12 protein-coding genes and 1 pseudogene are annotated in these 24,385 nt (G+C 32.0%); 12 read left to right on the forward strand and 1 reads right to left on the reverse strand.

The features are described from left to right. Window positions 1-9 precede the first annotated feature (9 nt). From ACSHW5_RS10590 to trhA, 8 genes are all read left to right on the forward strand, one after another. Complete coding sequence (locus ACSHW5_RS10590) at window positions 10-4,533, forward strand: hypothetical protein (RefSeq protein WP_435676104.1); 4,524 nt, start codon at window positions 10-12, stop codon at window positions 4,531-4,533. Then, window positions 4,533-6,314, forward strand: a complete 1,782-nt coding sequence (locus tag ACSHW5_RS10595) for a contractile injection system tape measure protein (RefSeq protein WP_435676105.1) — start codon at window positions 4,533-4,535, stop codon at window positions 6,312-6,314. Before ACSHW5_RS10590 ends, ACSHW5_RS10595 begins: the two co-directional genes overlap by 1 nt. A 17-nt stretch (window positions 6,315-6,331) precedes the next feature. After that, a complete protein-coding gene (locus ACSHW5_RS10600; protein ID WP_435676106.1) occupies window positions 6,332-7,690 on the forward strand; it encodes an eCIS core domain-containing protein in 1,359 nt (452 codons plus the stop codon). Window positions 7,691-7,733: 43 nt separating this feature from the next. Continuing rightward, window positions 7,734-8,420 (forward strand): hypothetical protein, encoded by a 687-nt coding sequence (locus ACSHW5_RS10605; RefSeq protein ID WP_435676107.1) that lies wholly within the window; start codon window positions 7,734-7,736, stop codon window positions 8,418-8,420. A 94-nt stretch (window positions 8,421-8,514) separates the two neighbouring features. Continuing rightward, window positions 8,515-13,095, forward strand: a complete 4,581-nt coding sequence (locus tag ACSHW5_RS10610; protein WP_435676108.1) for an eCIS core domain-containing protein — start codon at window positions 8,515-8,517, stop codon at window positions 13,093-13,095. A gap of 20 nt (window positions 13,096-13,115) precedes the next feature. Then, on the forward strand, window positions 13,116-13,940 hold the full coding sequence (locus ACSHW5_RS10615) for a hypothetical protein (protein ID WP_435676109.1): 825 nt from the start codon (window positions 13,116-13,118) through the stop codon (window positions 13,938-13,940). A 16-nt stretch (window positions 13,941-13,956) separates the two neighbouring features. Further along, on the forward strand, window positions 13,957-15,291 hold the full coding sequence (locus tag ACSHW5_RS10620) for an ATP-binding protein (protein ID WP_435676110.1): 1,335 nt from the start codon (window positions 13,957-13,959) through the stop codon (window positions 15,289-15,291). Between the two features lie 217 nt (window positions 15,292-15,508). Next, entirely contained in the window at window positions 15,509-16,162 is a 654-nt protein-coding gene (trhA, locus tag ACSHW5_RS10625; RefSeq protein ID WP_435676111.1) for a PAQR family membrane homeostasis protein TrhA, read from the forward strand. A 107-nt stretch (window positions 16,163-16,269) separates the two neighbouring features. On the opposite strand, the gene ACSHW5_RS10630 is transcribed toward trhA, so the two are convergent. Beyond that, entirely contained in the window at window positions 16,270-16,989 is a 720-nt protein-coding gene (locus tag ACSHW5_RS10630; RefSeq protein WP_435676112.1) for a VIT1/CCC1 transporter family protein, read from the reverse strand. 359 nt (window positions 16,990-17,348) lie between these two features. Between ACSHW5_RS10630 and ACSHW5_RS10635 the strand changes: the two genes are divergently transcribed. The 4 genes and pseudogenes from ACSHW5_RS10635 to ACSHW5_RS10650 all read left to right on the forward strand — a co-directional run. Next, a complete protein-coding gene (locus tag ACSHW5_RS10635; RefSeq protein WP_435676113.1) occupies window positions 17,349-18,350 on the forward strand; it encodes a GntR family transcriptional regulator in 1,002 nt (333 codons plus the stop codon). 259 nt (window positions 18,351-18,609) lie between these two features. Further along, on the forward strand, window positions 18,610-21,882 hold the full coding sequence (locus ACSHW5_RS10640; RefSeq protein WP_435676114.1) for a T9SS type A sorting domain-containing protein: 3,273 nt from the start codon (window positions 18,610-18,612) through the stop codon (window positions 21,880-21,882). 89 nt (window positions 21,883-21,971) lie between these two features. After that, complete coding sequence (locus tag ACSHW5_RS10645; RefSeq protein ID WP_435676115.1) at window positions 21,972-23,456, forward strand: xylulokinase; 1,485 nt, start codon at window positions 21,972-21,974, stop codon at window positions 23,454-23,456. A 156-nt stretch (window positions 23,457-23,612) separates the two neighbouring features. Then, window positions 23,613-24,385 (forward strand): annotated as a pseudogene (locus ACSHW5_RS10650) (xylose isomerase); the annotation flags it as partial.

Genomic DNA, 24,385 nt, shown 5'->3' on the forward strand with positions numbered 1-24,385 from the left:
CAAACAGCAATGGACACTAAATTAAACAACAATATAAAACTAGAGGAGATTTCTACTCAATACAGCAAGTTTGATAAAAATCAAGTTTTAACAGAAACGCAGTTAAATAACTTTTTAGATTATTTCGATGATCAAAATCGTTTGTCTAGAACTAGTTTAAGTGGTGTGGGAATTGCATGTGGATTTAACCTAAGTTACACAAAAGTAAAAGTGCAACTAGAAGGAGAATTTCTTAGTGAATATCGATTAAATATTTCTCAAGGAAGAGGTGTTACCACAGATGGAGATTTGTTGTTGTTGCAAAAAGAATTACCCGTAATAGAAGGTAGAGATAATGAAACTTTAAAAACGATAGATTTTCTTTCTAAATCTTACGGTTATTATAAAAAATATACAGATAACAATGCCAATTACGCTCATTTTATTGGTGATGAAGAAAATCAAATTTCGCTGTGGGAATTATCTGAAAATCAGGATGAAAACGGTACTTTAAAAAGAATAGAAGATTTTTCTAATATAGAAGAAATGGTGGTTTTGTTGTACTTAGAAAGTTATTCTAAACAAGCAGATTTATGTTCCAGTCAAAGTTGTGACAATCAAGGATTAGTGCAAGTAGCCAACCTAAAAGTGTTATTAGTTTCTTTAGACGATGCAAAATATCTGGTAAGCAAAGATGCCATTTATAACCAACATAATTGGTTTGAAATCTATCAGAATTTACCAGAAGTACAAGCTAAAAGAATTGTATTAAGTTCTAAAAATACAGAAACGTATAAAAAGCTAAAAGAGAGTTATTACAAAGAAATAAAAAATAATGATACGTTAAAAAATTTGGTTGCAGGTTTAAACAGCATCTATGCTAAATTTAAAATAACTTCAGTTACACCAAGAATTAATAATATTTTTAATTTCTCGTCTAATTTAGTGCCTTTTGATTTTCAATATAGATATGATGTTTTAAAAGATATTATAGATACTTATAATGAAATTAAAGAACTGTTATTGCATTTGAATGTAGATTGTTGCCCGAATATTGGAGCGTTTCCAAAGCATTTATTATTAGGAAAAATTAAAGAAAAAGAAGCCTATTTAAGTTATAGACATCAATTTTATAAATCACCAATTATTGGGCATGAAGATGAGAATTATTTAAAAGTTATTAGTTTATTACAAAGAGTTAAAGTATTGGCATTTAACTATCGTACAGCTAACAAAGGAGAAACCATAGAAATTACACCTTCTAAAATTTATACAAAATTACAAGACAGAGCAATTCCGTTCTATTATAATGTAAACGAGTCTTTTTTAACACAATGGAGCTTTCTAAAAACAAGCAATTTAAAAGAAAAGTATAACCTTAGTTATCACAAAGAAAATTTAGCAAAGGCGCTCTCTATTCAAAGTCCATTAGATTATAATTTAGATGGTTTTAATTTTTATAGAATAGAAGGGCATCAAGGTAAAATGTATAGAGATGCTTTAGAAAGTATTTTTAAAATAAGAGAAGAAAAAGGGCTTAGTTTTGATGTAAAAGCTCTTTCTATAAATACAAGTAAAGGAGAAATTGACATTAATAAATACAAATGTCAATTCGAAGATTTAAGTGTGTTATTAAGCGCATGGAAAGCAGAGCAAAATTGTATACTTACAGAAATAAGTTCTTTTTTGTCTGGATTTAGTACAGTAAATGCAGGTGTTAATGTTGTAGCAGTGGCTAAAGGTTACGAAAATAAGTTTAGAAAAGCTTCTTCTTTAACAGAAATGGTTGATGCAACATCAAAAACAAGTGCTAAAATAGAAAGTACAGTTACTAGTAAAGAAAGGTTAACAACTGTTAGCGATAAAGTAATTGTAAATCAAAAAGATTTACTAAGAAAAAATATAGTTGAAGAAGGGTTAACAAAAGAAAAAGACACCATAGGACAACTTTTAGAAGCAGCATTTCAAGAAAATAAAAAGGGCTCTGCTCATGATATTTTGGCCTATTTTGACCAAAGTACTTCCGCTATAAAAAAAGAAGAATCCTGGGCAGCAGATGCAGAACTTACAGACTTTGTTTTTAGAGAAGTTCCGCAAATTTTAGTACACACGTATCTTTTAGATAACAAAATTCCGTCTACTATTTTACAAATAGATAATATTACTTTATCTAATTATCAATTAACAATTAAAGAATTGTGTGTCTACGTAAAAGAGTTACAAGCTAATTATCAATCTAAAGAAATAGAAGAAGGTTCTAAACAAATTGTTGGTTTGTTAATAAATCAACTTTCTACAGTTTGTTGTTCTGGTAAAAAATTAGAACTATTATTAACAGAAATTGATAAAAGAAAGCAAGAAATTTTGATGCAAATTCAATTGTCTGAATTTGTGAAAAATCACCCAGGATTAGAACACAAAGCAGGTGTAAAACCTGGCGGAACTTTTGTGATGGTCTATCTTTCTGAAGATGAAAAAGACCAAGAAGTATACGAAGATGTTATGCTAGAATTAGATTTTCTAGAACAACCCAATATAGATGATGATGGTTTGGATGGAGATGAAGGAGTTATACAGTTATGGAATAGTAGAATAAGTACAAAATTTGCTTTTTTACATAGAGTAACAAAATATACGCAAAACCCAGTAAATGAAGTTGTTTTTATTGGAAAAGATATTGCCGAAACGGTTTCTAATCTTGCTAGTTTTTTAAATAATATTTGGACGTTGGTTGGTGAAAAATCTGTAGTGGCTAAAGCGGATGGAAAGAAATTAATTATAGTAATTAGTGGTCAATCAATTAAAAAATATACAAATTATATTCAATTTTACAACCCGAGTATTGTTGGTAAAAATCAGAAGATTTACTTTGAAGAAAACGCAACAATTGTAAGCGGTACCAATACCAAAAATAAAGTTGTGGCAGATTTTTGTTTGCCATTTATGTTTAAGTCAGATTGTTCGCCCATCAACTTTATTATTCCAAAAGAACCTGTTTTTTTAAGATTGCCTTCACCTTATGTTTGTTTAAAAGACAGTGAAGAATTTGAACCAATGGTATTTGTAAAATCTGATAATAATCTAGAAATTAAAGCAAATGTCTCTGAAGGAATTGAAAGTGGATTGACAAAAAATGAAAAAGGAGCTGATATTTTTGATGCAAGATTAACAGATGATAGTTTGTATGGAAAGGTAATTGAGTTCACCTTAGACGATCAAGAAACAGAATGTAATGTAACCGTATATGCAGATGTATCACTATCTGTAACCAGAGAAATTACCTACAATGAAGCAAAAACTATAGCAACAGTTACTTATAAAGTTTCAGAAATAATACCCAATATAACCTATGCTTGGGATTTTGGAAAAGGAAATGTTTCTGGTCAAAGACCAGATAAAAATGGAGAAATAGCGCAAGAATATGAGTTGCCTTTTAATAATTCAAATACCATAAAACCAACCTTAACAATAACCAATGGTTTGTGTGAAAAGCAAATTCCGATTGCAGATATTACTTTTGAAAAACCTATTGATGCATCATTAGATATTCAAAAAAATTATTGTTTAGATCCCCAATTAACCAGTCCAATTAACGTACCATTTACAAATATAAATCCAACGGGAGGTAAAATTGAAATAGTTGGAAATGGAATTGAAGGACTAAAAATTGATGCAGATCAATTATTTATTTTACCAGAAGAGTTTAGAGCTTTTGATCAAAGAATTCGTTTTACTATAGACGGTTTTAGTACCACTGCAGTAATTACAATTGGTACAATAGTAACGGCAAGTTTTACTTATAAAATTGAAGGAAAAACTTTAATCTTAACCAATACATCTGATTTGGCAGAGGCTTATTTATGGAATATAGATGGTACCGAAACAAAAACAAGAGACGTAAAGGAAGTTATTGAGAGAAAATTAACTTCTTTTGATTCAGAGGTCATTAAAGTTTCATTAGTGGCAATTGCCACTTGTATGCAAGAAATACCATTTGAACAAACCATAACACTTTCCGAAGAAAACGAGACAACTTGTATTGATGAAGTAAGAAATAGTATTATAAAAGATCGTACTAAATTATCAGACAATATAGATGTTTCACAAGATATTATGGATAATATTATTCTACCAACAATGGCTATTTATGATAAAACTGTAGTTGCGGCAAATGAGGTCTTTGAAGGGTCTAAAAATAATGAAATACTACCTGCAATAATGAGGTTGTTTTCTTTAACTGCGGATGAAATGCCAGGCAATAAAGAAAAAACCCATGTGTTTGGCGAATTGTCAAAAAGTTATATAGCTCAAACTAAATTAATTTTTAATATTCTTCATTGTCAGCCACATGAAGTTTTAGAAAAAGATACGGATTTGATTTTAAATATAATAGAACAAATGAAGTTGTCTTTTGGTAAATTTAAAAAGAATCAGTTGGTTTTTGATTTAGAAAACGATTTAAAAGCATACTTAAAAGCCTATTCAGAAGATGCTCAAGTTATAGAGTACATTCAAAAAGGTATTAAAGAATCATTAATTCCAGTTATTGAATAATGGCAAATGTTCAACCACATATCATAGAAAAAGTAATTGTAGATGTAACTACCAAAAATAAAGAGGTGGCATTTCAAATAAAAGATTTTATTAATGTGTTTTTGAAGGAAGAAGTTTTTCCTAGTTTAGAACAATATTTTGAATCTTTAGAATCGGAGTTTCAAGGACAAACAATTCAAATTTCAAAATTAAATATTGATGTAAATAGTACTAGTGATCATAATTTTAGAGCGTTAAAAGAAGATCTGAAAAAACAAGCCATAAAAGAACTGAAAAGAGTTATTAAATCATCAGAAAAGGATAACGAAAACATACGGTTTTTACAAGTTGATAAAAGTGAAGAAAGAGCACTTATTTACTTCTTAGAAAAAGGAATTCCACCTTGGTGGAATGCCTCTAAAGAAATGTCTTTTTTACAAGAAAAAAGGTTGCAAGAATTTTTTGTTTCTCCAAGTTTTATAAAAATCTTTAGAGATAAAATAACCAAAGAAAGTGTTCAAAATCGATTGATAAATCAGTTTTTAGATAAGGAGATTAAAACACTTTTAGAAAGTACTTTTAAGATAGAAAACGTAAAAATTTCAATTTTACAAAAGGCCATTGTCGAAAAATTTATTGATTTAACTCCTACTGTAAGAAAGTCGATTTGGAAGTTATATCTAGATTATTTTTTAAATAAAAAGAGCGCTGTTTTTTTTGAAGAATTGGTTGCGTTAATTCAATTTGAAAAGACAAGAAAAGAGCAGGGAAAAAGGACAGATAAGTTGATGGAAATAGTACAGTTACTAAGTAGAGAATTTAATATGTCTATTACAAACAATTCAATTTTAGAAGAACTTAAAACCGAAATTGAAAGCGTTTTTTCAACTAGAAAAATTGCAAACAAAAGTTTGCATCATCATCCAAATAAAGAAACTAAAGTAATAGTAAACGAGCAAAATAAACAGAAAAAAGACGCAAGTTTTATTGATTCTAAAAATAAAGAAAACGTAAACAAACGTAAAAGGGGTGAAAAACATTCTAAAGATGAGGTAGGATTACAAAAAAAAGACATAGATTTTCAAGGAGAAAAAGCACTAAAAAATAAGGACAATTTTTTATCGAAATTGGAAAATAAAAATAAGGAAAAAGAACCTGTAGATAAAGTTTTAAAAACAACAGCACATGCAGAAAGTGAAGAAGGTAAAACTGCTTTAAAGGCAAAATCAGATCTTCTGAATGTAAAAGAAACTACAGAAGAAATTGTAGAACCTACATTGATGGAAGAAGCTGTTTTCCCAGAAGAAAAAGGAGAATTCTACGTAGAAAATGCAGGACTTATTTTAGTGCATCCATTTTTAAAACTATTTTTTGAAAACTGCAATTTGTTACGTGAAGATGCTACAATTAAAAATCCGGAATTGGCAATTCATTTATTGCATTATTTGGCAACCAAAGAAGAAAAACAATATGAAAATAAGATGGTGTTCGAAAAATTTTTATGCGGAGTTTCTATTCATAAATCTATTAATAGAAATGTAGAAATTTCAGAGGAATTAAAAGAAAAAACGGAAGACCTTTTAAAGGCAGTAATTACAAATTGGGGAAGTTTAAACAATGCATCACCAGATTTGTTGCGGTACGAATTTTTACAACGTTCCGGTAAAATTAGTTTTAAAGAAGTGAACCCTAAAATTGTGGTAGAAAGGAAAGTGCATGATATTTTGTTAGATAAAATTCCTTGGACAATTGGTATGTGCAAATTACCATGGATTTCTAAACTTATAATTACCGATTGGTAATTTAAAAACCTAATTCGATGAGAAGACTTTATAAAAAACCCAAAGCAATACAAGCTAAAGAAAATGGAATGTTCTTAAAACCAGCAATTCAAACAAAATTGAATGTTGGTAAACCTGGTGACAAATATGAAGTAGAAGCCGATAAAATGGCAGATCAAGTAGTAAAGAATAAAGGAAACGAAGCAACGATTCAAAAAAAAGAAGGAGATGAAGATTTACAGGCAAAACCCTTGGCAGCTTCCGTAACGCCGTTGCTTCAAAAAATGGCAACTTCAGAAGATGAAAATGCACAAGCAAAACTTCAAAAAAAGGAAGAAGAAGAGGCAGTGCAAACTAAAGAAGAAGAGGAATCAGTACAAATGATGGAAGAGGAAGAAGCCGTACAAGCAAAAGAAGAAGAATCAGTACAAATGATGGAGGAGGAAGAAGCCGTTCAGAGTAAAGAAGAGGAGGAGTCTGTGCAAATGATGGAAGAGGAAGAAGCAGTGCAAGCAAAAGAAGAAGAGGAGGTTGTACAAGCGAAAATTAATTCTAGAAAACAACAGAAACCAAACATAGAGCAAAAATTAAAAAATGGAAGTGGTGGCAAAAAAATGGATGGAAATACCCGCGCTAAAATGGAACAAGGTTTTGGCGCAGATTTTAGTGCCGTAAATATCCATACAGATAGCGATGCTGTTCAGTTGAATGAAGATATAGGAGCGCAGGCTTTTACACATGGTAATGATGTGTATTTTAACAAAGGAAAATACAACCCAAATTCTACAGAAGGCAGTCATTTATTAGCACATGAGTTAACGCATACCATTCAGCAAACTGGCATGGTGCAAACTTATAGAGGTTCTGGAGCTACTAATTTTGGAGTGGGAAATTCAAGTTCTTTAAAGGAAGATAGCTTTAATCCTAAAACGGATAAGATAACAAAGCCTTGGATTCATAAAATATATGTGAATTTAAATAAAAAAACAGTAAAAGATAGCAATGGTGTAGACACGTATAAAGGTAGTTTGGTAGCAAAGTATTTCGACAATAAACATAAATTATCTGATATTACTTTTCCAGTAACGGCAGGGTCTACAGAGCACATGTCTTCAGAAGCAAATCATTTGGTTCACAGAATTGAAGGACCCGGTTATATGAGTAGCGATTATAGTGAGCCGTATACACCAAACCCTAAAAATTCAAGATATAATCAAAAGCCAGAGAAAGCGAACATGCATTTTGCTATTTTTTATAAAGGAGCTCAAGCTGTTCATGGAGGGTTGTTAAATGAAGCTTCTCATGGTTGTTTGCATGTTGCTGATTTTTCAAAATTAAAACAACTAAATTATCATTCTGTAAAAGGATTAACAGCGGTAATTGTAAAATATGTTTAATAAAAAAATAGGTTGTTAACCAACTTTAAAACCATTAGAAATTATGAAAGGACTACTAGAAAATCTTCATTTACATGAAATTGTACTATTATTTTTAGGGGTATTCTTGTTTATAATTTTAAGCGGAGCCTTAATTTACTACGTTGTAAAAAGAGAAGAAATTAAAAGATTATTATTGTTCTTTATGCTACCAATTATCATGATTGGATATCCGAGTATTAAAGAATTTCAATTCAATAGTGCGTTAGGTGATTTAAGTTTTTACAAAGAAAAAATTAGAGAAAACCCAAATGATTCTACGGCTAAAGTAAAAATGGAAAAATTAATTCTAAAAGTTGCTGATAGAGTTCATAGCCCAAAAGATATTGCCGAAATAAGTGAGGCATATTTATTATTGGATAAGCCAAAAAAAGCAATTGTTTATGCAGACAAAGCATTAGCAAAAGAAAGTACAATAGTTAAAGAAAAAGAGATACCATCAGCAAAGGATAAAAATAGTAGTGACGAAAGAATAAATATTTTAAAAGATTATAAAAAAATAGCAACCTTACAAGAAGATTTAAAAAGTAATAAAATATCGTTGCAAGATACGGCTAAAATTAACCAAAGGTTAAAAAGTATTTCAACTACAAAGAGCACAACAAATACAATCAATTATTTTACTAAGAAATACCAACCAAATACTTCTAAAAGTAATGCTTTAGAAGCCAGTAAAAGTGAAGGGAATTAGCGTTTTTTAACAATTGGTGTTCGTACTAATTGTTACGGTAAAGTAACAAAAAAAGTATCATTATAGCTAGTCACAAAAACAATCAATAAAATATATGTTTGCTCCAAAATCCAATACAAAATCGTCAAAACCAAATACATCCATATTTGGTAGTAACGAGACTGATTTTATTCAACCAAAATTAAATGTTGGAAAATCAGGAGACAAATATGAACTTGAAGCAGACAAAGCAGCCGATACTGTTGTTGCCAAAAGTAAAGAACCTACCAGTACTTTTTTAGCACCAAGTCCAACCATTCAAAAGCAAACTGAAGAAGATGTACAGAAGCAAGATTCGGAAAATGAAATTCAACAAAAACCAGTTGTAGAAACCATTACTCCGGGTGTACAATTAAAAGCGAATCCCTACATTCAAAAACAAGTAGAAGAGGATGTACAAGCAAAGGAAGAAGAAGAAATTCAAACCAAGGAAGAAGAGGAAGTTTTGCAAACAAACTCGGTAGCAGGTGCAGATGATACTTCGGGAGTAGAAGGTACTTTAAACAATTCTAAAGGCGGAGGTACTTCATTAGATACAGGCGTTAAAAATGAAATGGAATCTGGTTTTGGTTCTGATTTTGGAGGTGTTCGTGTTCATAATGATAATAAGGCGGTACAAATGAATCAAGAACTGGGTTCACAAGCATTTACCAATGGAAACGACATTTATTTTAATGAAGGAAAATACAATCCGGAAAGCGATTCTGGAAAACATTTATTAGCACATGAGTTAACCCATACGGTTCAGCAAGGAGCATCACCATCAAACAACAATGTGCAAAAAGCAGAAGCCAATGTGCCTGCAGAAGTTGGTGTGCCAGCTACTATTATAGATATTACTAACGGATTAAGTTTATCGCAAGATTGGATTACTTATTTAGAAGAAAATCCAAAGGAAAAGAAGTTTGATATTAAAGTTAAAATTGGAAATCAGTTCTCTGGAACGATTAAAATAAAAAAATCGGGTAGACCAAAAGAAGGAGAAAATCAAAAATTTGAATTAAATAGTACCAAAAATAATAACTATTTAGACGTTCAAGGAATGCAATTTTTGGACCCTTTAAGAGGAGCAGGAGTTTACCCTGTATTGGTTTTAAATAAATTTGGTGATGAACAAAAAACCAATGGTTTTTTAAGCATAAGAAAAGAAACAGTTGTAGTACCAAACGCTTTAGGAATTATAAAAGGAATTAATGAGAATTTAGAAGCCATGAGTTTTTTAGGGTTAAGTCCTATTGAGGTTGCAGAAGGTTTAGAGAATAAATTCGAAAATGGCGGACTTAATTTTAAAGCAAATAATCTTAGTGCAGGAATAGATGGTTATATAGAAGCATCTGGAAGTATGGGAATAACCGACTCATCATTTACATTTGATTTATCTTCTACGGTAGAAGTTGCAGGATTGGCTTCAGGAGAATTCAATTTAGCTAGAGGAGAAGATGGTAAATTAAGTGGGAAAGCCAATATAGGGGCTGATATTGCGAATATAAATGCAAATCTTAGCATAGAATATGACAAAGGAGCAGTAACCATTCAAGGTACAGGAAAAATGAATTCTGAAAAATTTTCAGGAGAAATTACCTTACTGGTAACGGATGCTGTAAAGTCTAGACAAATGATGAATGCTGCTTTGGGAGTTGAAACCATGGAAGCAGAAGTACCTGCTACACCAGCAGAAGCTGTACCAAAAACAAAAGGAAATCAGGTGCTTGCTGGTTGGGGAGAAGTGCAAGCCACAATAACCTCTTGGTTAGAAGGAACAGCAAAAATTGGTATAGATAGCGAAGGACATGTAACCATTGTTGGAGAAATAGTAGTTCCGGATGAGATAGAACTCATGGAGCAACGTGGTAAAAAAGTAGATATTTTTAGTGTAGAAATTAGAGCAGGTTACGGTATTCCGTTAGTTGGTCAAGTATTTTTATTTGCGGGTATTGGCATGTTTGTAAATGCAGGTTTTGGTCCATTAGTTCTTAAAGATATTGGTTTTACAGGCACTTATTCTACAGACCCAAGTGTTTTACAACAATTTAGTATTACAGGTACATTGGGTATTAACGCCTTTGCTATTTTAGGGTTAGAAGCGGAAGCAGGTGTTGGGGTTACTTTATTAGGTCATGATTTAAAAGCAGGTGTAAATGTAACTGCTGCCGCAGGATTACGGGCGTATGCAGAAGCTACTCCAACATTTCAATATGAAGAAAGTGCATCTCCACAAGGTGGAAAAGTAGGAGAATCTAGACTAAAAGGACATTTTGAGGCTGCTGCTCAATTATTTTTACAATTGTCAGGCGCATTATTTTATGAATTGGACAGTCCGTGGTGGTCTCCAGCGCCAGACGGAAGAGAAGAATTTCCGCTAGGAGAAGTACAATACCCAATTGGCGATAGTATGGGCATTGGTGCAGATATGGATTGGTTAGTGGGGTCTGGTGAAGCGCCAGAATTGGCCTTTTCTCCTGTAGAATTTGATCCGGATAAGTTTACTGCAGATGTTATGGCAGATCCACCACCAAAGAAACACGGTAAAGCAGATGCTTCACCGGCAGGAGAATGGACAGGTGAACCAGGAGGTGAGCAAGAAAAAGATCCTACAGTTACAGGTGAAGGAAAAGGATTGCCAGAAAATAGCAAGAAAAAAGAAGATCTTAAAAAGCTACCAGATGAACAAAAGTACATGCGTGCTTTAGATGAAATGTCTAAATTAGAAAAAGCAAAACCCAAACCAACTTACGGAGTTGTAGATGCTAAAGCTAAAAATATAAAGAAAAAATATGGATTGGATAAAATTCAGCTTAAAAATAAGGAAGATGGTAGTGTTTCAGTTTTTGTAAAACATGCAAAAGAAGACAATGGTAAACATTTATTAAAGATTCCATTAATGAGTGAAGCAGAACGTTTGTTATTGCTTTACAATGCCATGACAGATTTAAGAACCAGAGAAAAAGCTACAGCCGGAGAAATTGGTACTATGGATAAAAGTGGTGCACAAGAAATGCTTGTAGCTTGGTTAAAAGCGCATCCGGTGGTAGAAAGTGCCAAAGTAATAGATGGAAAAGAAACATGGGATTATTTTATTGATATAGGAGATAAGAGTGAGACGGAGAAAGGGAAAATGAAAAAAGTAACTACTGAAGATACTGGTAGTGCAGATAAAATTAAAGATAAAAATAAGGAGGAAACTTCAGTAGAAATAACAGAAGCAGATAAGAAAGAGCACGTTAAAATTGCGAATAAAATAAAAATAAGCCTGAGTGAAGATGCCGTAAAAGGAGAAGATTTTATTCAGTTTTATAAAAGGAAGCAAGAAGAAGCTAAAAAACTGGAAAACAAGTACCAACCTCAATTAAAAAAGGGTATAAATTTAGAAATCACATTTTCAGCCTTAGAAAAAGATCAACAAGATAACGACGTAGATTTTAATATAAAAATTGCTCCAAATACAACAAAAGTAGATGGCAGTGCTAAAGGAGATGAAAGCACAAAAAACGTAGGATGGTTAGATACATATTTAGATAAAAAAGTTGTAGATGAGAATGGAGAACCATTAGATAAGTTTATTGCAGCCTTAAAGTTAGATATTTATAAAGTTGGTGGAAAGCAAGTTTATATTCTAGACAAAAGAACTTCTGGCTATAAGTTTAGAACAGGAAAAGGGTTTGGTGATTATCCGCAAATTTATATAGAAAGTGAAGGTGCTGAAGAAGGTTTTTTAAAACAAGGAAAATCTAAAGCGTATAAACCAAATCATAGTAACTTTCTGCCAAAAGATTTAACAATTGAAGAAACAGGAACAGAATATATTGTAACTTATACAACTAAACGTGGGCATGAAGATGTAGATAGTTCAGAACCATTACCTAGCTTTAGTATTAAAATAAGGTTCGATGAAATTTTAGATAAACTTAGTAATGTTCCTGTAGAAACTAGAGAAGTTATAGGTACAAATTTAAATAGTAAAAAAAGTGGAGTTGGAAGAGGAAAGCATAACAGCGCAAAGGCAGGTAGCGGCTTTGATAATGCACATATAATTGGAGACCAGTTTGGAGGTTCTGGGTATAATCATGGGTTTAATATCCATCCATCTTCATCCAATTACAATAAAAAAGAAATGGGAGATGTTGAGCAAGAAATGGCAAGAAAATTTAAAGCTCTAAATAAAAACTACAACCTAACGGCTAAGGCATATTTACAAGATGATACAAATAGTATTGCTCCTGTAAAAAAGATATTAACAGAAGAGTATAAAAAAGATAATAAAGCAGATAAATCTACAGAAGAATTGGCTATTAAAGCTCAAAAAAGAATGGTAGATAGCCTTCAAAAACGTGTAACAGAAGATGTTATAGAGCATCCTGCAAAATTTATGAAAGTAGAATACGAGTCAGAATCTTTAGTTGGTGATTTTGAATTAAAAAATAGAGAGGAAAAATACAATGCTAGAGATACGGAAGAAAAGCAATTTGAAAATAATCCTTTTGAAGAGCATAAAGCAGAAGATATTAAAAAAGAGGATGCTTCTGGAGAAGAAAAAATAACCAAAAAAATAACCATTGGAGAGGATGTGAATTATGATAATTTAATGAACACCGGAGAAAAAAATAAAACTGTTGAACCTTTGGAAGAAAATAAGTAATATTATTAAAAATAAATCTAATGAAAACAATTAACAAAATAAACGGAATTCCCTTACATTATGCAAGATTAACCAACCATCCTTACGGAACAAGAGGGATGCAAAGAAATTTCTCTGTAGACGAATCGTTTTTAATAATTCTGCAGAAAGCATTTAAAGAAATTTTTGATAATTGCCCTTTAGGTAAACCAGAAGTTATTACAACTGCAGGTATATTTGTAGATAAACCAGGACAACATGGGCATGGAACAGCATTTGATTTAGATGCTATTTTTTGGGGAAATGATACTTTAATTACGCTTAATTTTGTGCATCAAAAAGAATTATATTTAGGTATAGAATCTTTTTTAAGAAAGCATTTTGGTATTGTTTTAAACTATTTTTATCCAAACCATCAAGATCATTGGCATGTAGATACTAGTGTTGCTGTAGATTATAATACAAGTTCTAAATCTGAAACTTTATATCTTCAATTGGTGTTAAAACATATTTATGAAGAAAATATTTTAGTGGATGGGTTTTGGGGACCACAAACTTCTGGAGGAGTAAGTAGAGTGTTTGCTAAACTTGGCATTAACACACCTATAACAACCAAAGTAAATTATTTAAAATTTTTAGATTTAACAGGTAAAATTGCTTTTAAATTGAGTGATAAAAGTGCAACTCCATTGCAGCTTATAGACAATCTAACAGAAGTTATAGAAGATGTTCCGGTACAAAACCGTATTGCAATTAGAGCGGCATTAAATAGTTTTTTAGACCATAATGATACAAGTACTTGGTTGCAGCAATTTACACATGATAATCAAGATTTAGAAAGTGTTATAAATAGTGTAATTTCATAAATTAGAAAGTAAATCTATGGATGGTAACAAAATAATAAATACCTCAATTAAACCTTTGTTTAGTTATTTAGAAGCCGCTATTAAGTATCGTTTGGCAAAAGAGTTAACCGGAGAAATTTATCTTATTTCCGAGTTAGATTTAGTTGATAATGATTCCTATTTAGCTCAATTTATCAAAAAAAATAATTTGATAAAGGAAGATATTATTTTATTATTACTGTCTTTAATTCCGCAATTAGACCCTAGCTTTTTAAATAGTATTTTAACAGCGTTTTTCCCAAATGGAGGTGAGTTTCCAGAATTTGGTGGCGTAAAAGGAAAAAATCATCGTGGAATTTTACCAACTGCAGAAACGGCGTTATACATTTTGCACGGTAATGATATCGAAGCGCGTTTAAAAGGTGTAACTTTCATTCAGCTTGATTCATTTTTATTCAATAAAAAAATATTATCTCTAGAAAAAGTACCTGTTGGAGAACCTAAAATGAGCGGTAAATTATTGATAGATGAAGAATATTTATCATTATTAACAACGGGCGCTATTTTAAAACCTCAATTAAGTCAAGAATTTCCTGCAAGTTTAATAGAAACAAAAATGGAATGGGAAGATTTAATATTAAAAAATAAAACAATACAAGAAATTCAAGAAATTAAAATTTGGTTAGCACATAATGAGACGTTAATGAATGAATGGAATATGGGCAGCATTCTAAAACCAGGTTATAGAGTAATGTTTTATGGCGCTCCGGGAACAGGAAAAACCTTAGCCGCCGGATTGTTAGGAAAGGAAACCGGAAGAGACGTTTATAGAATAGATTTATCTATGGTAGTTTCTAAATATATTGGTGAAACAGAAAAAAATCTGTCCAGTTTATTTGATAAAGCCATTCATAAAAATTGGATTTTGTTTTTTGATGAAGCAGATTCTATTTTCGGCAAACGAACCAATGTTAGAGATGCGCATGATAAATACGCAAATCAGGAAGTTTCTTATTTATTGCAACGTATAGAAGCGCATCCAGGATTGGTAATTTTAGCGTCTAATTTTAAGAATAATATAGACACAGCGTTTACAAGACGTTTTCATGCTATGATTGAGTTTGAAATTCCTGCACATTTAGAGCGTTTAAAATTGTGGCAAAATAACTTGCCCAAAAACATCCCATTAGAAGCAGGTGTATCTTTAGAGTCTTTGTCAAAAAAATACACTATTACGGGGGCAAATATTGTGAATGTTGTGCATTATACTTGTCTACAAACATTGGCTGCTGGAAATACAGAAATTAAAGAATCTGTTATTTTAGAAGGAATTAAGAGAGAGTACATTAAAGAAGGAAAAACGTTAAGTTAATAGGTTTAGAAATGCTTTTTAATTTTCCTAGTTTTAGTTCTTAAGTAACATCTCAAATAATGCCAATAGCTGAACCAATTGAATTTGTTACTAAGATTTATAAACCGTCTAAAAAAAGCATAATTTAGCATCAAAATTTATAATCAAAAGTACAAACGGACGCAAGGATTTGAGTAAATTTACAAAAAGACAATAGAACAATAATTCTTACCAAGATATGTTTAAGAAAGCTCAAAATTCAACCACAAAAATTAAACAAGAGCTTGTAAACAGTATTGTACATGGCTTCGGAATTATTTTTGGAATTGTAAGTATTCCTATTCTTATAGCCTTTGCTATAAAAAGTGATAATAATGTGGGCGTTATAGGTGCAGCAATTTATGGCTTTTGTTTTTTACAGCTTTTTACTTTTTCTACACTTTATCATGGGTTTCAACACGCACAAACAAAACGGATACTCGAAATTTTAGATCACATTAGTATTTATTTTTTAATTGCAGGTACTTACACGCCTTTTTTATTAATGTATATGCAAAATTCTTTCGGTATTTCTTTGCTTTCGGTTTTGTGGAGTCTTACTGCATTGGGAATTATCTTTAAGATTTTTTTTACAGGAAAATGGAATGTTATATCAACCTTAATATACATAGCAATGGGTTGTATTATGATTGTTGGCGGACGTACTTTTTTTGAAAGTATTCCTACAAACATTCTTACAATGATTTTAATTGGGTGCGGACTTTACCTATTGGGTGTTGTTTTTTATTTATGGAAAAAATATCCGTTTAACCATGCTGTTTGGCATTTTTTTGTACTTGCGGCTGCTGTATGTCATTACGTAGCTATTTTATTGGCTGTAGTTTCTAAGTAATATTACAACCAATTTAATAATCCATTTTTTATAAAATAGCCAATTTTCTATAAAGTTTGTATAAGAACAATTAGATTGATTTCTGATTATAATACCATAATATTTTGTTATGCAACATTCACATTGAATAAATAACCTACTAAAGCAGATAATCCCATGGCAACGGTTCCCCAAAATACAATTCTAACAATTGCTTTTTTAATGCTAGATCCACCTGCTTTTGCTGCTAAAATGCCTAAAAAAATTAGAAATAAAAGAGCAGAACCATACAGAGAATATTCCATACTTTTTAAAGGAAAAAAAAGTACAACTAAAAAAGGAAGAAATCCGCCAACTATAAACGAAGCACCCGAAGCCAGTGCTGCCTGAATAGGTTTTGCTTGGCTAATTTCATTTATTCCTAACTCGTCTCTAACATGGGCAGCTAAAGCATTGTGTGCAGTTAATTCCTTGGCAACCAGCAACGCAGTTTCTTTTTTTAGGCCTCTTTTTTCGTAGATTTCTGCCAACAGTAGCAGTTCTATTTCTGGCATTTCTTCCAATTCTATTCGTTCTCTTTCAATATCTGCATTTTCAACATCGGTTTGAGAACTTACCGAAACATATTCTCCAGCGGCCATAGAAAGTGCTCCGGCTACCAACCCTGCTAAAGTGGCTAAAATAACTGGATCTCTTAAGTTGCTTGCGGCGGCAACGCCAATAGCAATACTTGCTGTTGATAAAATACCATCATTTGCGCCAAGAACAGCGGCTCTTAACCAATTACTTCTATGTATATAATGGTTGTTGTTTAAATAATCATCAGTTTTTTCTGAATTTTCGTTCATTCTGATATTTGTTAAATTTTTATATAAGCACAACTTACAAAATCTATTGCTTTTTAACCAATGTATTTCTAATTTCAGAATATTAAAAGGAGTTTATGTTGGGCATTTATTATATATAAATTAGTTGGCATATATCCTTTTAGGTTTAAATTCTGAAGGGTGAATTTCTTTTACACCGTGTAAGTTTCAACCTTAAAAGTACCATTCAGATGTAGGTGTTACAATGATAAATGTCAGGAAGTATAATTATACAAAATCGGTTATAATGGTTTAATTTTTTTTATTGAATAGAACTTTTTAATAATTATATAATTTCATTTATAATTTTTTTATATCTTTACATACCGGAACAGAACAGTATGGATAAAAATAAATTTTCTATAACAATACAGCATCAAGGTGATATACCAAAATATCAGCAATTGGTAAATGCTATTAATACCGCCATAGGAAAAGATTTTTTACAAAAAGGAGATGCTTTACCATCAGTTAACAATATATGTAAATCAAGTAAGTTGTCTAGAGATACGGTTTTCAAAGCATATACTATTTTAAAAGAAAATGGAGTTATAGAATCTGTACCCAATAAAGGCTATTATGTGGCCAATGATACCAAAAGGGTTTTATTACTTTTAGATACTTTTAAGGCTTATAAAGAAGTTTTATACCATTCTTTTGTGAATAATCTACCAGATAATATTATTACTGATGTTCAATTTCATCATTATAATATAGATAATTTTAAAACAGTTTTAAACAATGCAAAAGGGAAGTATTATAAATATGTAGTTATGCCTTTTAATCATATTGATGTACCTGCAGTATTGTCAGATATTGATAATGAAAAACTATTATTAATAGATTGGAGTATTCATTCAAGCGATAAAAATAATTATGTCTTTCAGGATTTTGGGAACGCTTTTTTTGAATCTTTAAAAGGTGCTGTAAATGTCTTTAGAAAATATAAAGAGCTTGTTTTTTTATATCCTACCTATACGTATCACCCAATAGAAACCATAACTTATTTTAAAAAGTATTGCGATTTTTTTCAATTTAAGTATAGAATAATTACCAATCCAAAATCCTTTTTCGTAGAAAAAAATGTGGCTTATTTAAGCACAAGCGATAGAATGTTGGGTGTATTTTTAGAACAATGTAGAACAGAGAATTTTGAACCAGGAAGAGATGTAGGTTTTCTATCCTATAATGAAACACCAACAAAAAAATTTATATACAAAGGAATTTCAGTTATTTCAACAGATTTTAAAGAATTAGGAACCAAAGCAGCAGAATTTGTTATGCAAGAAAAACCAATGCAGTATTACGTTCCAACAAAATTAATAGTAAGAGAATCATTATAAATCTGTATTAAATAGAATTAGCAAGTTTATCTATAAAAGTAGTATTTATAGAAATTGAATCAAATAAAAGTATTTGGGTTGTTCAAGAACCTATAATAAATGGATATATATATTCTTAAAGAATGATTGATGACTGAAGATAGTTAGAGAGCAAATAAACGATTTAAAAAAAATCAGAATATAAAAGCTTCTATCTTTAAGTGGAGTTAAAATGTTAGTATTATTAAATTTTTAAAGAATTGACTATAAATTATATTATATGAAATCATATTTTTTTAGATTGGGTGTTATTTTGGTGATATATTTAATTTCTCCAGTAGTATGCTTCTCTCAGGATTTTTATGTATCCACCACTGGAAATGATGGAAATACAGGAACACTAATACAACCGTTTGCTTCTATTCAGCACGCATTAGCTCAATCAGGGCCTGGTAGCACTATTTTTATTCGTGGTGGCTCATACCATGAATCTGTTAATTTAGCTAACATTGCAGGACAAGATGGTTCTCCAATAACCATCACTTCTTATGAAGACGAAAAAGTTATATTGGATGGTAGAGTTAAAATAGAAACAACTTGGAGTCTTGAAACTGCCAATTCTATCAGTCTTCCAAATGGAAATAATACGCCTATAGAAAATATTCCAGGAATTGGTAATGTCTATGTAACTACGCTAGATAATGATATTGGAGATATTACTCAATTATTTGTTGATAAAAAAGTTATGACGTTAGCTAGATATCCGAATGCATTGGCTTATTCTGATGATGTATGGGATCATAGTCGATACCTTAGAAAATCTTCTGTAGAACACGGAGAAGCAACAGATCTTGGGCATAATGGCTTTATTCTTGCAGATACTGGTATCTCTTTTGTAGGATGTGTAGGTCAGTTTGGATCTTCTCGTTTGGTAACAGCTCACAATGCAGGTTCTTCAGATTTTTCACATAATGTCCCTATAAGATTAGAATCTGGCCAAAGTAATTATTTCTTTGAAGGAGGTATTGATAATGCTGAGCGTGTTATGTTGGATATGGCCCAAGAATGGGCTTATGATGAGTCTACAAGAAAACTTACTTTTTGGGCTGAGAATGATGCTGATCCTAACGGATTGGATATTTATGGAAAAAATCAAACCTTTGCCTTTACCGGAGACGCTAGTACCAAGTATGTTGTTATTGATGGGCTTGATTTTTTTGCATCAACATTTGATTTTAATTCTTCAGACTATATTACAGTTCAGAATTGTAATTTAGAGTATTACTCAATTTCTGAACGAGCACTTGGAGCAGAAACACATTCACATACGGCTAATTTTTCAGGTAATGCTTCAGATTTTTGCAAAAGTGTAAAGGTTTACAATTGTTCGTTTGAATATGCAGACAGTTCTGGACTTCTAGCTGACTATGCAGACAAGCTTACAATTGAAAATTGTTTTTTTGGACATACTACTTATATTAGAACCAACGAATGGAATTATGAGGGCAAACGTCGTAATACTCATGCTGTAGGTATTAATTTTTCGATGGATGTTGTATATCGTCGCAATACCGTTTCAGTTTCTGGGGCAAACCAAACTGTCGCGTTAGGAAGAAACTATAGTGCAAATGAAACAGAGGTACGTCCCATTGTTGCGGAATATAATTACCACACACGTTGTTGTTTGGGGGCGGGAGATGTTTCATCGATGTATTTACCTGAAGAAGACGTCTGGGAATCGGTAGCTCGTTATAATTGGTTTATCAATAATCGAAGAAGAGACTTTCGCTGGGACGGTGCAAATATTGACGAAGTTAAAACAGCTCGTGGTAATTTTTATCGCAATGTTGCCATATCAAATGATCCCATAAGAATTCACGCATTTCGTCTAAAAGGCGATCAACATGAAGTTTATCATAACATCGTGGTTGGTTCTAACACATCATTAGATATATCTGTAGGTAAAGGAGGTAATGCAAATACCATTTCTCGTGGAAACTCAGCTGATTATTATACAGATTTTATACAGGAAGCAGTAGAACCTGATTATTTTGAAGAAGGAGGTCCATGGGCGGCTGGAGAAGCCTATGATCGTGCGAAATACGACTGGGGACTGGCTGGAGATGATGCCAATAATTATAATCCTGAATCCGTTAATAACAATAGTAGAAGTATGCGAGATTTATTGCGTGATCCAGATAATTTAGATTTTCGTCCAAGAGCAGATGCTTTTGAACTTATTGACCAAGGAGTACCAGTTACTTGTACTATCGATGGAGTAGAGGTTGATGTTACGGAGGGTTACGTTGGTTCGGCTCCAGATATTGGAGCTTATGAATTTGGTGGTACCGAGTATTTTATTGGTGGACGAAAACTTGAAAAAGCATCTATACCAGTTCCTCCTAATGGTTCTACAGATGTTTTGATAGATGCAGATTTAATGTGGCTTGGAGCATTAGATAGTGATTTTTATTCAGTGTATCTTGGTACTTCTGTTAACAACCTCACTTTGGTGGGCAGTCAACCTAATAATATTCTTGACATAGATGACTTTGATAGTTTAGAAACATATTTTTGGCGTGTAGATAGCAAATTAGAGGATGGATCTATTGTTCAAGGAGATGTTTGGTCCTTTAAAACGGAAAATGGAGAAGTTTGGGGAGGATGTGATAGTGTTGATGGTGATGAGGTTAGCATAGATATGGAGGTGAATTCAATTAAAGGTGGAGCAAATTGGGTACTTAATAATTCTACTGATTCAAGTGAATATACTTATAATAATAATGGTGTAAATTTTAGTTTTAGATCGTTATTATATTCAACAAAATCTTACCAATCAGATGATGGATTTATTTTAAAAATAAAGTATACTACTGGTGATATAAACGATAATTTAGGCCATAATTTTTCTTTTGGTTTAATATCTGATGATACAGATTTGGCAACTTATGCAGGTTTCAACCCATTTGGTGAAGATACAAGTATTTACAGCCTTGGAATAAATTTGACAGAAGATCAAGGTTCAGCAATGAGAGGACTTAATTTTACAAATGCATCTATTGCGGAAAATCTAGATGATTCAAATTCATTTATAGTTAACGAGTCAACTGAAATAACTCTTGAAATCGGTAAAAATGGAGCTTGGATTTACTCTATAAATGAGGTTGAAGAAGCATCTGGGTATATTTCAGAGGGTTTTGATCTTACCAAAAGCTATAGAGTTGCTATTTACGGTCAAGATGATAATGGTGGAGGAAAATCAATTCAAGATATTTCGATTGGTGGTTGTTTAAATACCCTTTCTAATGAGGCATTTAATCAATCAAATAATTCATTAAAATTGTTTCCAAATCCTACGGCATCTTCTGTAAATATAATCAATGCACAAAATACCGTTTTAAGAATTTATGATACCAATGGTAGGATTTTAATAACTAAACAATTATTGAATTCTGAAGAGGAAATTGATTTAAGTCAATTAAGTCAAGGTATCTATTTTGCTAAAATTAATGGTGTTGAAAAAAATAAAACAATTAAGTTTTTAAAGAATTAGGAACCAAAGCAGCAGAATTTGTTATGCAAAAAAAACCAATGCAGTATTACGTTCCAACAAAATTAATAGTAAGAGAATCATTATAAATTATGTATTATTTAGGATTAGATATTGGAAGTTCTTCCATAAAAGCGGCTTTAGTAGAAATAGCATCTGGTAAAAGTTTAGGAGTTGTTCAAGAACCCAAAGAAGAAATGGGCATGTTTGCTCAAAAAAATGGATGGGCAGAACAAAAACCAAACGATTGGTGGCTGCATATTTGCAACGCTATTACCAAGTTAAAAAAAGAATACAATATAAGTAGAACTCAAATTAAGGGGATTGGTATTTCGTATCAAATGCACGGTTTGGTTTTAGTAGATAAAAAAGGAAATCCACTTCGTAAAAGTATTATTTGGTGCGATAGCAGAGCTGTAGAAACAGGTAATACAGCTTTTGCAGAGATTGGCGAAGAAAAATGTGCTTCATATTTATTAAACTCACCAGCAAATTTTACCGCGTCAAAATTAAAATGGGTTCAAGAAAACGAACCAGACATCTATAATCAGATTTACAAATTTATGTTGCCGGGAGATTATGTGGCTTATAAATTTTCAAACAAAATAAACACCACAATTTCTGGTTTGTCAGAAGGGATATTTTGGGATTTCAAAAAAGATACCGTTGCAGATTTTCTATTAGAACATTATGGTATTGCTCAAAATTTAGTTCCAGATATTGTAGACACTTTTAGTGTTCAATCTTTAGTTGATGAAAATGGAGAAAAAGAAAGCGGAATTGCAGCCGGAACTCCCATTTATTACAGAGCTGGAGATCAACCCAATAATGCATTGTCTTTAAACGTATTTAATCCGGGTGAAGTTGCTGCAACTGGTGGAACATCAGGAGTTGTATATGCAGTTACCGATAGTTTATCAGCCAAAGAAAGTTCTAGAGTAAACAATTTTGCACACGTAAATTATAAAAAAGGAGCAGCTGCAAGAATTGGTAAATTGTTGTGCATTAATGGCGCAGGAATTCAATACCGCTGGTTGCTAAATAATTTAGCGGTTTCTTCTTACGAAGAAATGAATAATCTTGCCTCAGAAATTCCTGTAGGATCAGATGGCGTTTGTTTAATTCCTTTTGGTAACGGCGCAGAACGTATGCTAAATAATAAAGAAATTGGTACTCGAATTGTAAACATGAACCTCAATAATCACCATAAAGGTCATATGTGCAGAGCCGCTTTAGAAGGCATTGCATTCTCTTTTGTGTACGGAATGGAAATCATGATATCAGACGGAATTCAACCAACGGTAATGAGAGCAGGAAACGATAATTTATTCCGTTCAGAAATATTTGCCAACACAGTAGCAACCTTAATAGAGCAAGAAATTGAAATTTACAACACCACCGGCGCAATTGGCGCAGCAAGAGCCGCAAACTTGCACAAAGGCGATTTTGAGTCTTTCGGCAAAGCAATTATGGATAATGATCATGTAATGACATTTATGCCATTTAAAGACAAAAAACCATATTTAGAAGCTTATCAAAATTGGAAAAAAGAATTAGAACTCATTTTAAATAAATAATTTTTGGGCGTTCCCTAAAAAGGTCGGGCTTTACGCACTCGCTTTTTTTACTTAAAAAAAGTAAAAAAGAGCTCAAACAGATGCTTCAATCCCTAACGCAAAAGTAACATAGAACAATTACACAATTACACGCATAAACAATTAAACAATATCAATATGGAATATTTTAAAGGAATCGACAAAATTCAATTCGAAGGTAAAGAGTCAGACAATCCAATGGCTTTTAAATACTACAATCCAGAACAAGTAGTTGCAGGAAAAACAATGCGTGAGCATTTTAAATTTGCAATTGCCTACTGGCATACATTCTGCGGACAAGGAGGGGATCCTTTTGGTCCAGGAACACAAAATTTTGGTTGGGATCAATCTACAGACGCAGTACAAGCAGCAAAAGACAAAGCAGATGCCGCTTTTGAATTCATCAACAAAATGGGCTTCGATTATTTCTGTTTTCACGATTATGACTTAATTCAAGAAGGCGCAACCTTTGCAGAATCTGAAGCAAGATTAAATACCATTACAGATTACATCAAAGGGAAACAAGCAGAAAGTGGTGTAAAATTATTATGGGGAACAGCCAACTGCTTTTCGAATCCACGTTATATGAATGGAGCTTCTACAAATCCAGATTTTAATGTAGTTGCCAGAGCAGGAGGTCAAATAAAATTGGCTTTAGATGCAACCATTAAATTAGGTGGAGAGAATTATGTTTTTTGGGGAGGAAGAGAAGGTTATATGTCTTTGTTAAACACAGACATGGGACGCGAATTAGACCACATGGGTCAGTTTTTAACCATGGCAAGAGATTATGCAAGAGCACAAGGTTTTAAAGGAACTTTCTTTATAGAGCCAAAACCAATGGAGCCAATGAAACATCAATATGACTTTGATTCTGCAACTGCAATCGGATTCTTAAAAGAATATGGTTT

It is taken from the genome of Polaribacter sp., from assembly GCF_051251875.1.
Taxonomy (GTDB): Bacteria; Bacteroidota; Bacteroidia; order Flavobacteriales; family Flavobacteriaceae; genus Polaribacter.